This window comes from Metabacillus flavus, assembly GCF_018283675.1.
Classification (GTDB): domain Bacteria; phylum Bacillota; class Bacilli; order Bacillales; family Bacillaceae; genus Metabacillus_B; species Metabacillus_B flavus.
The window spans coordinates 1,673,196-1,687,588 of sequence record NZ_JAGVRK010000001.1 but is presented as its reverse complement, the minus strand read 5'-3'; the positions used below and the strand labels follow the sequence as shown (position 1 = coordinate 1,687,588).

14 protein-coding genes are annotated in these 14,393 nt (G+C 42.8%); 7 read left to right on the top strand and 7 right to left on the bottom strand.

The window, feature by feature from the left end; all coding sequences use genetic code 11:
• Positions 1 to 34: 34 nt before the first annotated feature.
• The 3 genes from pyc to J9317_RS08675 all read right to left on the bottom strand — a co-directional run bounded on the left by pyc (position 35) and on the right by J9317_RS08675 (position 5,269).
• A complete protein-coding gene (gene pyc, locus J9317_RS08685) occupies positions 35 to 3,472 on the bottom strand; it encodes a pyruvate carboxylase (RefSeq protein ID WP_211557916.1) in 3,438 nt (1,145 codons plus the stop codon).
• Positions 3,473 to 3,529: 57 nt separating this feature from the next.
• The gene (gene ftsW, locus J9317_RS08680; RefSeq protein WP_211557915.1) at positions 3,530 to 4,747 is read right to left on the bottom strand and encodes a putative lipid II flippase FtsW; all 1,218 of its coding nucleotides are present in this window, start codon (positions 4,745 to 4,747) and stop codon (positions 3,530 to 3,532) included.
• A 240-nt stretch (positions 4,748 to 4,987) separates the two neighbouring features.
• A complete protein-coding gene (locus J9317_RS08675) occupies positions 4,988 to 5,269 on the bottom strand; it encodes an Fpa/YlaN family protein (protein WP_035413036.1) in 282 nt (93 codons plus the stop codon).
• A gap of 201 nt (positions 5,270 to 5,470) precedes the next feature.
• Between J9317_RS08675 and J9317_RS08670 the strand changes: the two genes are divergently transcribed.
• A complete protein-coding gene (locus J9317_RS08670; protein WP_211557914.1) occupies positions 5,471 to 5,965 on the top strand; it encodes a peptidyl-prolyl cis-trans isomerase in 495 nt (164 codons plus the stop codon).
• A 36-nt stretch (positions 5,966 to 6,001) separates the two neighbouring features.
• On the opposite strand, the gene J9317_RS08665 is transcribed toward J9317_RS08670, so the two are convergent.
• Positions 6,002 to 7,333: a PhoH family protein gene (locus J9317_RS08665; RefSeq protein WP_211562236.1), complete on the bottom strand. Its 1,332-nt coding sequence runs from the start codon at positions 7,331 to 7,333 to the stop codon at positions 6,002 to 6,004.
• 151 nt (positions 7,334 to 7,484) lie between these two features.
• Here J9317_RS08665 and J9317_RS08660 point away from each other — a divergent pair, with 151 nt between their 5' ends.
• Entirely contained in the window at positions 7,485 to 8,096 is a 612-nt protein-coding gene (locus J9317_RS08660) for a YhcN/YlaJ family sporulation lipoprotein (RefSeq protein WP_211557913.1), read from the top strand.
• 30 nt (positions 8,097 to 8,126) lie between these two features.
• Here the strand turns inward: J9317_RS08660 and J9317_RS08655 are convergent, their stop codons facing one another.
• Complete coding sequence (locus J9317_RS08655) at positions 8,127 to 8,582, bottom strand: pyridoxamine 5'-phosphate oxidase family protein (protein ID WP_211557912.1); 456 nt, start codon at positions 8,580 to 8,582, stop codon at positions 8,127 to 8,129.
• Between the two features lie 136 nt (positions 8,583 to 8,718).
• Between J9317_RS08655 and J9317_RS08650 the strand changes: the two genes are divergently transcribed.
• From J9317_RS08650 to J9317_RS21120, 3 genes are all read left to right on the top strand, one after another.
• The gene (locus tag J9317_RS08650; protein ID WP_082883920.1) at positions 8,719 to 8,922 is read left to right on the top strand and encodes a YlaI family protein; all 204 of its coding nucleotides are present in this window, start codon (positions 8,719 to 8,721) and stop codon (positions 8,920 to 8,922) included.
• Complete coding sequence (locus J9317_RS08645; RefSeq protein ID WP_211557911.1) at positions 8,919 to 9,350, top strand: hypothetical protein; 432 nt, start codon at positions 8,919 to 8,921, stop codon at positions 9,348 to 9,350. Before J9317_RS08650 ends, J9317_RS08645 begins: the two co-directional genes overlap by 4 nt.
• A gap of 484 nt (positions 9,351 to 9,834) precedes the next feature.
• Positions 9,835 to 10,041, top strand: a complete 207-nt coding sequence (locus tag J9317_RS21120; RefSeq protein WP_488656184.1) for a hypothetical protein — start codon at positions 9,835 to 9,837, stop codon at positions 10,039 to 10,041.
• A 457-nt stretch (positions 10,042 to 10,498) separates the two neighbouring features.
• Here the strand turns inward: J9317_RS21120 and J9317_RS08640 are convergent, their stop codons facing one another.
• Both J9317_RS08640 and J9317_RS08635 read right to left on the bottom strand, forming a co-directional pair.
• A complete protein-coding gene (locus tag J9317_RS08640) occupies positions 10,499 to 11,017 on the bottom strand; it encodes a hypothetical protein (protein ID WP_211557909.1) in 519 nt (172 codons plus the stop codon).
• Positions 11,018 to 11,542: 525 nt separating this feature from the next.
• Complete coding sequence (locus tag J9317_RS08635) at positions 11,543 to 13,216, bottom strand: hypothetical protein (RefSeq protein WP_211557907.1); 1,674 nt, start codon at positions 13,214 to 13,216, stop codon at positions 11,543 to 11,545.
• A 262-nt stretch (positions 13,217 to 13,478) separates the two neighbouring features.
• Here J9317_RS08635 and J9317_RS08630 point away from each other — a divergent pair, with 262 nt between their 5' ends.
• A complete protein-coding gene (locus J9317_RS08630) occupies positions 13,479 to 13,775 on the top strand; it encodes a hypothetical protein (RefSeq protein ID WP_211557905.1) in 297 nt (98 codons plus the stop codon).
• A 43-nt stretch (positions 13,776 to 13,818) separates the two neighbouring features.
• Positions 13,819 to 14,172 carry a hypothetical protein gene (locus J9317_RS08625; RefSeq protein WP_211557903.1) on the top strand — a complete coding sequence of 118 codons (354 nt, stop codon included), beginning with the start codon at positions 13,819 to 13,821 and terminating at the stop codon, positions 14,170 to 14,172.
• Positions 14,173 to 14,393: the final 221 nt, after the last annotated feature.

The following is a 14,393-nucleotide window of genomic DNA, read 5'->3' as shown; positions in this document are numbered from 1 at the left end:
ATTGAAAAAGCAGCCAAATTGGCTGCTCTTCAGGTTAATTGGATAGCTCTATTAATAAATCACCCGTTTGAATCGCTTCTCCGTTACTTACGTGAATTCCCTTTACAACCCCTGTATAAGGGGCCTGTACAGTCGTTTCCATTTTCATAGCTTCCGTGATCATTAAATGGTCGCCTTTATTTACTGTTTCGCCGTTTTCAACAAGAACTTTAATGACTGTCCCCGGCATGGAAGCACCGATATGCTCCGGATTAGCATGGTCTGCTTTTGCTTTTGCTGCGACCGCAGATTTAATGCTCTCATCCTTGATCACGACTTCACGCGGCTGGCCATTTAATTCAAAATAAACCACCCTTGTCCCATCTGCATGAGGCTCACCGATTGAAACAAGCTTGACGATCAAAGTCTTCCCTCGTTCAATTACCACTTCGACCTCTTCACCAAGTCTCATCCCATAAAGGAAAGTCGGGGTATCCAATACCGATACATCTCCAAATTGCTCGAACGTTTTTGCATAATCCAGGAATACTTTAGGATACAGGGCATGAGCAATTGCTTCAAAGCTCGTTACAGGTCTGTTCAGTATCTGGAACAGCTCTTCCTTGCTCTTATCAAAATCCACCGGCTTAAGAAGCTCCCCCGGACGCACTTCAATCGGCTCTTTGCCCTTCAGGATAATGCGCTGCAGTTCTTTCGGAAATCCGCCGTGCGGCTGTCCAAGATACCCTTCAAACATTTCCACAACAGAATCAGGGAAATCCAGTGATTCTCCGCGCTCATAAATATCATCCTCAGATAAATTGTTTTGAACCATGAATAAGGCTAAGTCACCAACCACCTTTGAGGATGGTGTAACTTTCACAATGTCTCCGAAAAGTGTATTTACACGCTGGTACATTTCTTTTACTTCACCCCAGCGGTCTCCAAGTCCGACTGCTTTTGCCTGCTGCTGAAGATTGCTGTACTGTCCGCCCGGCATTTCATGCTGGTACACCTCTGTGTGCGGGGCAATCATTCCGCTTTCGAAGTCCTGATAATACTTGCGGACACCTTCCCAGTAGTGGGACAGCTGTTCTAAAACTTCAACATTTACTTTTGGCTGCCGCTCCATCCCGGATAGAGCGTAGTAAAATGTGCTGGCGCTTGGCTGTGAAGTCAGACCCGCCATTGAACTTACCGCTACGTCCACGATATCAACGCCTGCCTCTGCTGCCTTAGCATACATGAACGTACCGTTTCCGCTCGTGTCATGTGTATGCAGGTGAATGGGAATCTCTACCGTCTCTTTCAATGCAGAAATCAAATCATAGGCAGCTTGAGGCTTTAAAAGCCCTGCCATATCCTTGATTGCCAAAATGTGTGCACCGGACTCTTGAAGTTCTTTCGCTAAATTCTTGTAATATGTCAAATCATATTTGCGGCGGGATGGATCGAGTATGTCTCCTGTGTAGCAAATTGCTGCTTCTGCAAGCTTTCCGCTGTCACGAACAGCATCTATTGCAAGCGTCATCCCTTTAACCCAGTTCAGACTGTCAAAAATTCTGAACACATCGATACCTGCGTTTGACGATTTTTCAACGAATTCTTTTATCACATTATCCGGATAGTTTTTATATCCAACCGCGTTAGATGCACGCAGCAGCATTTGCAGCAGGACATTCGGAACCTGCTTCCTAACCGTCAGCAAGCGGTCCCACGGATCTTCCTTCAGAAAACGATAGGCCACATCAAAAGTGGCTCCTCCCCACATTTCCAGAGAAAACAGCTCGGGAGCAAGCTTTGCAGTCGGTTCTGCAATTTTCTTAATATCGATTGTTCTGAGACGGGTCGCCAATAAGGACTGATGAGCATCACGGAATGTGGTATCAGTTAAAAGCACTTGAGGCTGTTCCTTGATCCAGCTGACCAGACCGTCTGCTCCGCGCTCTTCCAGTATGTTTTTCGTGCCGGAAGGAAATTGCTCAAGACGGGCAATTCCTGGAACAGGAGGCGTTTCAAATACAGGTTTCTTTTTCTTGCCTATGCCCGGGAACCCATTCACTGTTACATTTCCAATATAGCTGAGCATCTTCGTTCCCCGGTCTTTCCTTTTAGGGAAAATAAACAATTCAGGAGAGCTGTCAATAAATGTCGTATTATACACCCCGCTTAAAAATTGTTCATGCTTAACTACATTTTCAAGGAACGGGATGTTGGTCTTGATTCCGCGAATCCTGAATTCCTTCAAATTCCGGACCATTTTTGAAGCAGCCTGTTCAAACGTCAATGCCCATGTAGAAACCTTCACCAAAAGGGAATCGTAGTAAGGCGTAATGACTGCCCCCTGGAATCCATTCCCGGCATCAAGCCGCACGCCGAAGCCGCCGCCTGAACGGTAAACCATAATTTTCCCAGTGTCCGGCATAAAGTTGTTTAATGGATCCTCCGTCGTTACACGGGATTGAATAGCAAACCCATTTGTATGTATATGTTCTTGGGATGGAATGCCAATCTCCCTGCTATTCAGAGCAAGACCTTCTGCCACCATGAGCTGGGTCTGTACAATATCAATCCCTGTAATCATCTCTGTAATGGTATGTTCAACCTGAACTCGGGGATTAACCTCGATAAAGTAATATTCGTCCCCGGAAACCAGGAATTCTACTGTCCCCGCATTCACGTATTCTACTTTTTTCATCAGTTTGACTGCTGCCTCACAAATAGCCAGTCTGAAGTCTTCACTTAAGGAAACACTTGGTGCCACTTCAACAACTTTTTGATGGCGCCTTTGGATCGAACAGTCGCGCTCATATAAATGAACGATATTCCCGCTCTTGTCTCCTATAATCTGGACTTCTATATGCTTCGGATTTTCAATCAGTTTTTCTACATAAACTTCATCATTGCCAAAAGCAGCCTTCGCTTCAGATTTGGCGCGTTCAAATGATTCTTTCACACTTGCTTTGGACCGGACGATTCTCATGCCGCGTCCGCCTCCGCCAAGGGATGCTTTAATAATAAAAGGATATCCGTGCTCTTCCCCGAATTTTACAACATCCTCAACATGCTCAACCGGCCCGTCGCTTCCAGGAATTACAGGTATGCCTGCTGCTTCAGCCTGGCTTCTTGCCTTAACTTTATCTCCAAACATATCTAAGTGCTTTGATTCAGGCCCAACAAAAATAATGCCTTCCTGCTCGCATCTTCTTGCAAAATGAATGTTTTCAGAAAGAAAACCATAACCGGGATGAATCGCATCTACGTCATTCGCCTTTGCGATTTCGATAATCCCATCAATGTCCAAGTAGGCATCGATTGGTTTTTTCCCTTCACCTATCAGGTAGGCTTCATCCGCTTTGTACCGATGATAAGCCCCTGCATCTTCTTTTGAATAGATGGCAACGGTTCTAATATTCAATTCTGTACAAGCCCTGAAAACACGAATTGCAATTTCTCCTCTGTTAGCTACAAGCACTTTTTGGATTGTTTGCATGAGATGTTTCTCCTCCTAAGGCATAAATATTAGTATGTCATATTTTTAAATAGTATATCACATTTTGTTTTGAACCGGTTTTTGAATATTTTGCTCTCTTTTCTTGCTAACGGATTTTTCAGCGTCTGATTTGTATCCTTCTCTATAATTTGTGAACATAGATACATTCACTAATAAACCGGCTGAAATCATCAGCACAAGCATGGAGGAGCCTCCATAGCTGATGAAAGGCAGTGTTACCCCGGTAATAGGAATTAAACCTGTCATACCGCCAAGATTAATTCCAGCCTGAATGGCAATCATACTTGAAATCCCTATAGCCAAGAGAGTTCCAAAAGCATCCTCGCATTTCCTTGCGATGTAAAACCCTTTAAATATAAGGACCCCGAGCAGACTCAGCACGAACAGAACTCCAAATATCCCCAGTTCCTCTGCCACTATGGACATGATAAAATCCGTATGCGACTCCGGCAGATAGCCGTATTTCTGAACACTGTTCCCAAGACCAAGACCGGTTATTCCGCCGGAACCAATGGCATACAGGGAATTTGCAAGGTGGTACCCTGCGTCCTTTTCTGTTCCGAATGGATCGGTGAATCCTTCGAATCTGGAAACACGCTCTTCAGTAATAAACCTGTCCGAATTTAAGAGAATCAACGGACTGATCAATGCCAGGAAAAGAAGAGCCAAAAGAGCTAAACCAATGATGCTTTTCCAGTTCATACCGGAAGAAAATACCATGGTCATCATGATCAGGGCGATAATCATAGCCGTCCCCAGATCGGGCTGAATCACAATTAATCCGCAAATAATTGTTGTAAAAAACAGCGGGGGCATAACCGCCTTCTTAAAGTTGTTTATGTATGCCTGTTTTTTTTCATAAACCGCCGCAAGATAGATGATCACACTCAGCTTTACAAACTCTGCAGGCTGCATGGTGAAACCGGCAATTTTTATCCAGCTCTTTGCGTTGCCGGCTGTATGTCCATAGACGAATAGAATCAAAAGAAGTCCCACTGAAATAAACATAATGCTTTTCAGCAGTTTTTTAGTGAGTAAGATCCGGTATGGAATCACTGCGGCTATAAGAAACGCGACCGCACCAATGCAGACAAAAATAAGCTGTTTGTTAAAAAAATAAGCACTGTCTGAATTAAATCTGGTAACGGCTGAGATCATGCTGGAACTGTATACCATGACAAGACCAAACACACAAAGCAGAAATACAGAAAAAATCAGAGTATAATCATATGATTTTAGGATTTTTTTAATCATAAACTCTCTTCCCTACTTTTTCAATTAATTCTTCTAAAAATTTTGTCTTTTCGAATTATTTAGCCGTTGCAGAACAAATCTGCCTTCTCTTTCATCGTATCAGGGTAATCAGCTTCGCACAACGAACAAATGGAGTAATTCTATTAGGAAAAGCATGGCTTTCATACAGGTCGAAAGCATCCCTTTAAAAGCTAAAAAAACCCAAACTATTGTCATGCAATCAGTTTGAGTTCTAGGTTTTTATTTTTTCGTAAATGCCTCATGCAGAACAGATAACTCACGTTCAAGGGAATCCAGCAAAACTTTTCCTTCATGCTCAAACACTAGTCCAAGGCGAACGGCGAAGTCAATTTCTCTGGATAAGCCAAACATTTGTGTATCTAAAACCTCTTCATAAAGAGGGCATTGGGGCATGGTTAAATTGTCCATCTGAACCTTGATCAATTTCATGATTTTATCAGCGTCAGCCTTCAATAATGCAAGCGCCTTTTCACGATGATCAATCGCAATCTCAGAAGCCAAATGAATCCCTCCGTTCCCGAGCGATTACCTCTAATCTACCTATTAATATTAAAGGGAAAAAAGGAAAAAAGCAAGGTATAAGTGAAGGACAAAACATGCTTGCCTTCGCCAATAAGCGCCATTATCAGGAGACATTAGCGGATTCATCTCATGACAAGCCCATAACAAGCGCTTATAATGGCAAATAGAGGAGTGATTTTTATGATGGATATCATCCAAATTTCAGGAAAGGTAAAGTTCCCGATCGCCATAGACCCAAGCGTCTGGATTTTTGACGACCGTAAAGCAGACCTTGCCAGTTTTTTCTCAAAAACAGAAGAAAGCCAAAATGAACAAGAAGAATATACTAAACAAATTTCAAAGCATTGGGACCGGGAGATAAAAGAAGGCAACGAAGCTCCTTCAGAACCTGTAAAAAACACCTTTAAGAAGCAGGAGCTTGTGAACGGAACATTCGGAATCCGCTTCGCTCCCTTTTTATCCAATGCCGAACTGGACAAGACTGCTTCAGCGGTTCAAATAATCGGTGAAGAAGATATTGTTGTTTTATCTTTAGAAAAAGCCGGGGAACTGATTGCTGCATTCAGTGAGAATGGAAAACCGCTTAAGGAAGACGGCCCCATGCATTTGTATTATGGAGACGGTTCTAACCGTGACCGCCCAATCAAAGCAGTCCGTGAAATAATCGTATTGTAAAAAGGAAGGTGCCTGATGAAGGCACCTTCCTTTCGTTTACAGCAGATCCGCAGCAAGCTGCGCAAGTCCGGAACGCTCACCTTTGACGAGCTTCACATGACCGGCAATTTGCTGGTCCTTAAATTTCTCGACCACATAAGTCAGGCCGTTGTTATACTCATCCAGATAAGGGTGATCAATCTGCTCCGGGTCTCCCATCAGCACAATTTTACTTCTTTCCCCGACACGGGTAAGAATGGTCTTAACCTCATGCTTTGTAAGATTCTGTGCTTCATCAATAATGATGTATTGGTCAGGGATACTGCGTCCTCTTATATAAGTAAGAGCCTCCACTTCAATCGAACCCATACCTGCGAGAATAGCATCGAGCTCCCCGGGTTTCTTAGTATTGAACAGAAACTCAAGATTATCATAAATTGGCTGCATCCAGGGGCGAAGCTTTTCTTCCTTTTCACCCGGCAAAAACCCAATGTCTTTCCCTACCGGTACAATCGGCCTTGCAACAAGAAGCTTTTTAAAAGTCCCCATGTCCTCGGTTTGCAAAAGTCCGGCAGCAAGAGCAAGCAGCGTCTTTCCGGTTCCTGCCTTACCAACGAGCGTAACAAGCGGCAGGTCATTTCTTAAAAGCAATTCAAGGGCCATGGTCTGCTGCACATTTCTTGGCCGGATCCCCCAAATATGATCATGGTCGGTAAATAGTCTCTTTACCTTTTTACCGGTCTTATCCACCATCCCTACTGCAGAAGCCGATCCGCCCAAAGCATCCTTCATAATGACAAACTGATTCGGATAAAACGGGTGATTGGTGACTTCTGTGAGAGTCAGTTCATTCTTTTCATAAAACCTGTCCAAATTTCCCCGGTCTATGTACAAATCGAGGAACCCTGTATATATATGATCAACTTCAACGACCCGGTCACTCAAAAAGTCTTCAGCAATTAGTCCGAGTGCATCTGCTTTCACGCGAACCAATGTATCTTTACTGACAATAATAACAGGCCGGCCATTTTCTTTTGATTTTTCCTCATTCGAAAGATTATTGGCAACAGCCAGAATCCGGTTATCATTTGTTTTTTCAACAAATATATCCTGAAGCTCGTGAAAGGATCGGTGATTTAATTCTATTCTTAATACTCCTCCATTGCGGAGCGGTATTTTTTCATGGAGCTTTCCCTGTTCACGCAGTCCATCAATAAGCTTGGAAACTTGGCGTGCATTTCGTCCAACTTCGTCCATATAGCGTTTTTTGGAGTCTACTTCCTCCAGCACAACTGCCGGGATGACCACTTCATTGTCATCAAAAGAAAAAATTGAATTCGGATCTTGCAGCAAAACATTCGTGTCCAATACATAAACCTTATTCAATATTCCGCCTCCTAGTCCGCATATGACGGCAATCGCCGCCTTCTCTCTCACCACTGCCTGTTCATAAATCGATGCTAAAATATATGATTTTGTGAATAAAGATAGAAGGTTATTTAGACAATAAAGTTAAAAGCTATTCAAAAGGAGTGCTCGTATGCTGCGTTCGTTACTATTTTTCGTTTTTTCCTGCCTTTTCATGCTTACTGCATGCTCGGCCAATGAAAATTCACAAGGTGAAACATCCACTGATTATAAATCCAAACCCATTACAGTCAAAAACAGCATCGAAAGACCAGTCGACCGCAAAACCGGCCAGCAAATTTCGAAACACTTAGTGGAAATCGCCAATCGCGTTCCAGATGTAAATGATGCCACTGCAGTCGTCCTCGGCAAATATGCCATTGTCGGAATCGATGTTGAGTCAGAGCTTGACCGGAGCAAAGTAGAATCAGTCAAATATTCAGTTACAGAAAGCTTAAAAAACGATCCATACGGTGCAAATGCCGTCGTTGTGGCAGATGCTGACACCAACCAGCGAATCCGCCACTTAGCGAAGGAAATCCAGCAAGGCCGACCAATCGGCGGGCTATTGGATGAACTGGCTGCTATCGTCGGCCGCGTAATGCCGGATGTACCTAATGATACGATGGATAATCAGGAAAAAGAACCAACTGAACAGGACAATGATCAGCTGCCTAAAAATCAGCAAGATGAATTAGATAAACATCAAAACGATGAATCCAACAAAGAACTGAAAAAGAACTAAATGGATAAAAGCTTAGCCAGAATATTCTGACTAAGCTTTTTTCATAGCATCCATCACCTGCTGATCAAGGCGGGCTGCTGCTTTTTCATCATAAGTCTTGGCATACTGAGGCTCAGTAGAAATTCTGGAACCGTAGAACATAACATCCCGTATTTCTGAAATCTCAAGCTCCACCAAAGACAGTTTAAGCGGAACGCCCTCAAGCTTTTCAATTTTCACATGAGCGTTCCCAATAATGGAGTAAGCAGACTCATTTGCCAGAAGATTAATAACCGCAGCAGGATGCTTATGTATATTCTCCAAAATGCGCGAACGTGTATCCAAAGCGAAATAAAGCCTTTGGCGATCCGGAGCAAGCACCCACGAAATTGCATTTACATTCGGTGCTCCAGTCTCATGATCAATCGTTGCTATGGTCACAAATCTTTCCTTTTGCAAAGCATTAAACAGCGGGTCAATCAGCTGAATCTCAACCTTATTTGCCATATCCATCCCTCCAATGCCGCAGTATACCTCTATCATACCGATTTTTCACAAATGTTCCAATAAAAACAGTCCTCCCCCTGAAACTTTTTCAGCCTGTGGTATAATCGGTCTATACAAACTGTAAGAGGTGTTATTCATGAGAGTAAAATGCGTAATATGCGACCAAGTACACACAATAAATGACGAAACCCTGCTGGCTAAAAGGCTGCGCAACAGACCCATCCACACATACACCTGTCCTGAATGCTACGAACGGATCGAAACAAAAACAAAAGAAAGACTGAGCACAGGAAACTTCAGGCTTTACCGGGACAAACAAACCGGAGACTTTCTATCATGATCGCCCGCGGCGGAATAATCGGCCTTGCTGGCGGAATCATCCTGGGCATTTTTCTGAAAGGAATTCAAGCTCTGACCGGTTTAAAAGTATATACCTTGCTCCTAAATGTCGACTTTATTTACTCAAAGCCACTTCCAGAATGGGTGGAATTCGGAATACATTTGGCAGTAGCGGTGCCGATTGGGATAGGATTTATCCTGATCCGGGACTGGCTTAAATTCATCACACTGCTAAAACAATCCGCACTCGCCCTGCTAATTACTATTCCAGCTGGGTTCTTATACTTTCCGCTCTCTATTCTTGCCAATAAAAATGTACCATCTGTATATGATATAAGGGCATTTGGTTGGTGGGCAGCGGCTCATTTGGTATTTGCAGGGGTTTTGGTGTGGGGAGGATGGATCGTAAGGAGGTCTGCATCCAATTAAAAAATATTATCCGTTATTAAAGTCCCTTCCTTTTTCTCCTTCTTTATTTAGATGTGGACAAAGTTTATTTGCTCAGCAGTTTCTGTAATATGATGCTAATTTCTTTACCTGCATTAAACTCCCCCTTTAATTAAGAAAAGTACTTTATTACAGCATTGAATAAAGAAAGACAATCACTGCACACCCGCTTTCCATTACCCCTCTTCTTACCCAGAACACCCGCAAATACTTTATTACTTCCAATGGCTAAATTTGCTTAATGAAAATATTTTGTTTCAGATAAGGGTTGCATTATGAAAAATTACGCCTAAATGTTAATCGCATTAAAGAAGCCGATTTAAATTGTTATTCAAACAAAGGAGATTGGCTACATAGCAAATGGCAAAGATATAATAAACGGACTTTTTACATTGTCCAATTATATACATTATATTGTATTAATTAACGAAGAGCGGATGTCTTCTGAAATTGGAATAGTCAACAGATAAATGGTTATATTACCGCAAATGAAGTAGCCGAACTAGACTATAAAAGCGGAAACAAAAACTTAAATCTTCTAACTGATATAAAAGTAAAAGAATATGTTTGGTTTTTAGAAAAAGTCAATTCTCAACCTGAACATATTCTAATGACATTAACTTGGTTGAATAAGACATTCCCTAAAAAAGAGAAAGAGTTCAGCGGTACATAAAAAGATCTTTACGGGATTATTGAAAGATGAAAAAAGGAATTGTCTGAAACCAAATTATTTTTAACAGTCGGGAACTCCAAAATAATTATGGAGTTTCTTTTTTTATATTAAAGCTCTGTTAAAGCCTGGTGTTGATTTTTAACACCTGTTGATTGGAGTGGAAGGCGCGAGACTCCTGCGGGAGCAGCGGGACAGGTGAGACCCCGCAGGCGCAAAGCGGCGAGGAGGCTCACCGCCCGCCCCGCGGAAAGCGAGTGCCTGCTAGCTGCAATCAACAGCCAAGTTTAATATAGCCTATATTAAAAATCAAAATACCCCAATATAAACTCAAAATTCCTTCAGTAGAAATCAGTTATTTTGCTGAGAGATCTATAAATTATAGTTTCGAACAGCAGGAATTAAGACAAGCAAAATTATAAAATCTGGTATTAGGAACTTAACACAAGCATTCTTCCTCTTACTTCCATACAATGCTATATAAATCACCGAAGGAGGTGAAATGCTTGAATGGCTTAGAGGGCCCTTTTAAGGAGGCAGCAAATATCATCGTAAATGAAAGACTGGGAAACAAGTTTAAAAAAGGAAGCTTATGTGACGATTGCGGCTGTGGGAGCTGCAGCAGCGGCAGAAATAAAAATACGTGTATCCCTGTTACCGTTCCTTTCACAATAGGGTTTGAATTAGCATGCGGCACGGTTTCCTCTCCTTTATATGAAACAATCGGGGACTGCGGCGCTACAGTTACAATTGCAGCAACTGTTACAAGCCCTGTAGATGGTTTACCCTGCAATACAATTCTTGTTATTACAAGAGGGAACGGAGAGACAGTAGAAAGGTTCCTTCCGGCACCTGTCACCCCGGGATCTAGCGCAATAGCTGCGGTTATTACCGTTACAAATGTAAGGCAAGTTTCTATCCGTTGTATAACCAATGGTGCGGCAACTGGCGGTTGTACAGGCTCCCTGGAAATTACCACAACTTATTGTGCCCCTGATTGCAGCTCGTGCAAATGCGGAAAATCCTGTAATTAAACGATTAAATAGACTTTGTTGGGCTGAGGAGTATCCAAATCCTCTGCCTTTTTAAAATTCTCATTTCCATTGGCCATCTTACCGGTATGCCCATGAATTCATTCTTGTAAATTTGTGTAAAAAAAATTTTTACAAGTACACTCGTCCATACCGTTTACGAAAAAAGGAATATATAAAAACTGACAAGGGTATTTGAAAGCCTATCTCTCAATAATATAACCCTATTAAACAAATTAAAGGATGCAGGTAAAGAAGAACCTGCCAGAAAGCTAATACATTTCGAAGAATATTTTTTCAGGAAAATAAAGGAATACCATCCTGGAAGTCAGTGATGGAAAAGGAGGCTGACCGATGCCGGATAAAAACAGATGTGAAAAATGCGGCAAAATGAAATACTGTGAAAAATGCAAAGGAAACTCTCTTGTATGCAAATGCGATGTATTCAGGGGCTGTACTTGTATAATTAATAGTCAGAACACAAAGTCCATATCAAGAAATGATGCTGATTTGGACAGTAAATCAAATGCGACTGGGATTTCCAACGCAAATAGTAAGGCTGAGAATGAAATAGAAACCGAAAGCGGCTCAAAAGCTACAGGCATCTCTGAAGCAAATAGCAAGGCCGAAAATGATACAGTCACAGACAACATATCAAATGCGACGGACACTTCATCAGCATCAAGCGGTACGACCAGTGACTCAGATAATGAAAGTATTTCAAATGCCAATGACTCTTCTGCTGCCACAAGCGGTTCCACCAGCAACTCGGATACCGACAGCTCTACCAGCGCTACCGATACCTCTACTGCGACAAGCGGCAATACAAGCCATTCAGATACTGACAGTACATCAAATGCCAATGACTCATCCGCTGCCACAAGCGGTTCTACCAGCAACTCGGATACCGACAGCTCTACCTGTGCCACGGAAACTTCTACTGCGACAAGCGGCATAACAAGCAACTCAGATACGGACAGCACATCAAACGCCAATGACTCTGCTGCTGCCACAAGCGGTTCTACCAGCAGCTCGGATACAGACAGCAACACTAACTCTACAGACACCTCTACTGCGACAAGCGGCACGTCCAACACCTCCGATACGGACAGTGCATCAAATGCCAATGACTCTTCTACTAATACCAGCGGTGCTACCAGCAGCTCGGATACAGACAGCAACACTAACTCTACAGATACCTCTACTGCGACAAGCGGCACGTCCAACACCTCCGATACGGACAGTGCATCGAATGCCAATGACTCTTCTACTACTACAAGTGGTGCTACCAGCAGCTCGGATACAGACAGCAACACCAATTCAACTGATACCTCCACTGCCACAAGCGGCTCGTCCAGCAACTCGGACACAGACAGCTCAACCAGCGCTACGGATACATCGACCGCTACAAGCGGCTCGTCCAGCAACTCAGATACGGACAGTTCAACCAGCTCAACGGATACCTCCACTGCCACGAGCGGCTCGTCCAGCACCTCGGATACGGACAGTTCAACCAGTGCTACCGATACTTCAACCGCTACAAGCGGCTCGTCCAGTACCTCAGACACAGACAGTTCAACCAGTGCTACGGATACCTCCACTGCCACGAGCGGCTCGTCCAGCAACTCAGATACGGACAGTTCAACCAGTTCTACCGATACGTCAACCGCTACAAGCGGCTCGTCCAGCACCTCGGATACAGACAGTTCAACCAGTGCTACCGATACGTCAACCGCCACGAGCGGCTCGTCCAGCACCTCGGATACGGACAGTTCAACCATCTCAACGGATACCTCTACTGCTACCAGCGGATCTTCGAACAATTCTGATACGACAAGTACTGCAATGACAGGACCAAGTACCTCAGGCGCTGGGGATAATGACTCTTCAAGCAATAGTACTTCTTCCAATAATTCAGATACAGACAGTTCATCCTTTTCAGGTGACAGCAATTCCAGTGTAGGTGAAAATAACTCCTCCAGCACTAGTACTGCCACCAACACATCGGATACAGACAGCACAGGGACTGTAAATGATACAAATACAAGTGCCGTAACCAATACAGTTGAACCGACAAGTACATCTAATGTTGAAGGCAATACAATCGACAGCGGCAGCACTTCAACGAATACAGTGTCGAATTCCACAACTTCAGCTACTGGAGATAACACAACTGAGAATACAAGTAATGCAGACAATTCTTCAACTAATGATAATCAAAGCAATGCAGATAATTCGCTCTCTTCCACTAGCTCCGCATGCAACGCGTCCGATAATGAAAGTCATTCTAACAACGTTTTTGATAATGACAGTGCTCTGCAGAATACAGCAAATGGTTTCGCAAGTGCAGCTGACAATTCTGCTAATACCATTTCTAACGGAAACTGCTTTAAAGTTGGAAACAACACAATGATTAATTTTAATGACAGCAATATTTCCATTACGGTCTTATTGCTACTGGCAAATTTGCTGCCACTTCTTAATCAGGGAATTACAGGAAATACAAATGAAAGCTCTATAGGCTCTTGTGGAACACCAGCTCAAACAGGAAATAACGGACCTGCAGGAACTGCTGGCATTCCTCCTGAAGTAATTGGAAGTTTTGAAAAAATCATAACCACATTAATCAATGAAGAAAGACAAAAACAAAAAAATTTATATGAACTTCTAAAAAAAATGAACAGTGATACTGATGAAACAATTTAATACAGAAGCAAAAAATGAAATTGAAATAGAGGGATGAGAACTTATGCAAAGCTACAATTATTCATCAAACCGATATACAGTCGGCAAGCAGGCAGGCCAGAATTGGGTCGATTTAAAAATAAGGAATAATGGGGATTCTTCAAAAACTTTCACAATTAAAGCATTTGATGGCGAAACAAATGAAGCTCTTTCGCTTTATTCTGGAGATAAAGAAACCAGCCAAGAAACAGTCGAACCTAATAACGCAGTAATTATGAAAATCAATGCTGAAAAAGCCGAAAAGAAAATTGCCATCGAACTGTCCCATCATGGACGCGGCGGTGGAGTTTCCATTCGCCAGCACTCTTCAAGTGCTAATGGAGGAGAAGAAAACGTTATAGAATTAATTCTTAAATAAGCCAAAAATTAATTGCAGAAGTTACCGGTCCAGATCTATAAAAGGTCTGGTTTTTTTTATAATTGTCCAAGTTAAATCTTAAATGCGATGGTAAGCAGCCAAAGCGCTCTCCATCCAGCCCGAATGCTAGCCTGGAATGTGCTCATTCACTAGTTTTTGCATATGAATGCAAACTTTCCCTAATTCAACAAGGCTTCTCCTAACGCGCTCAATATTCCCCT

Bases quoted from the DNA above. Each gene is read 5' to 3' on its own strand.
- ftsW (WP_211557915.1), bottom strand. From the start codon at position 4,747: ATGATTAAAAAAATCCTAAAATCATATGATTATACTCTGATTTTTTCT.
- J9317_RS08650 (WP_082883920.1), top strand. From the start codon at position 8,719: ATGAGAGTAAAATGCGTAATATGCGACCAAGTACACACAATAAATGAC.
- J9317_RS08645 (WP_211557911.1), top strand. From the start codon at position 8,919: ATGATCGCCCGCGGCGGAATAATCGGCCTTGCTGGCGGAATCATCCTG.
- J9317_RS08655 (WP_211557912.1), bottom strand. From the start codon at position 8,582: ATGGCAAATAAGGTTGAGATTCAGCTGATTGACCCGCTGTTTAATGCT.
- pyc (WP_211557916.1), bottom strand. From the start codon at position 3,472: ATGCAAACAATCCAAAAAGTGCTTGTAGCTAACAGAGGAGAAATTGCA.
- J9317_RS08670 (WP_211557914.1), top strand. From the start codon at position 5,471: ATGATGGATATCATCCAAATTTCAGGAAAGGTAAAGTTCCCGATCGCC.
- J9317_RS08625 (WP_211557903.1), top strand. From the start codon at position 13,819: ATGCAAAGCTACAATTATTCATCAAACCGATATACAGTCGGCAAGCAG.
- J9317_RS08630 (WP_211557905.1), top strand. From the start codon at position 13,479: ATGATTAATTTTAATGACAGCAATATTTCCATTACGGTCTTATTGCTA.
- J9317_RS08660 (WP_211557913.1), top strand. From the start codon at position 7,485: ATGCTGCGTTCGTTACTATTTTTCGTTTTTTCCTGCCTTTTCATGCTT.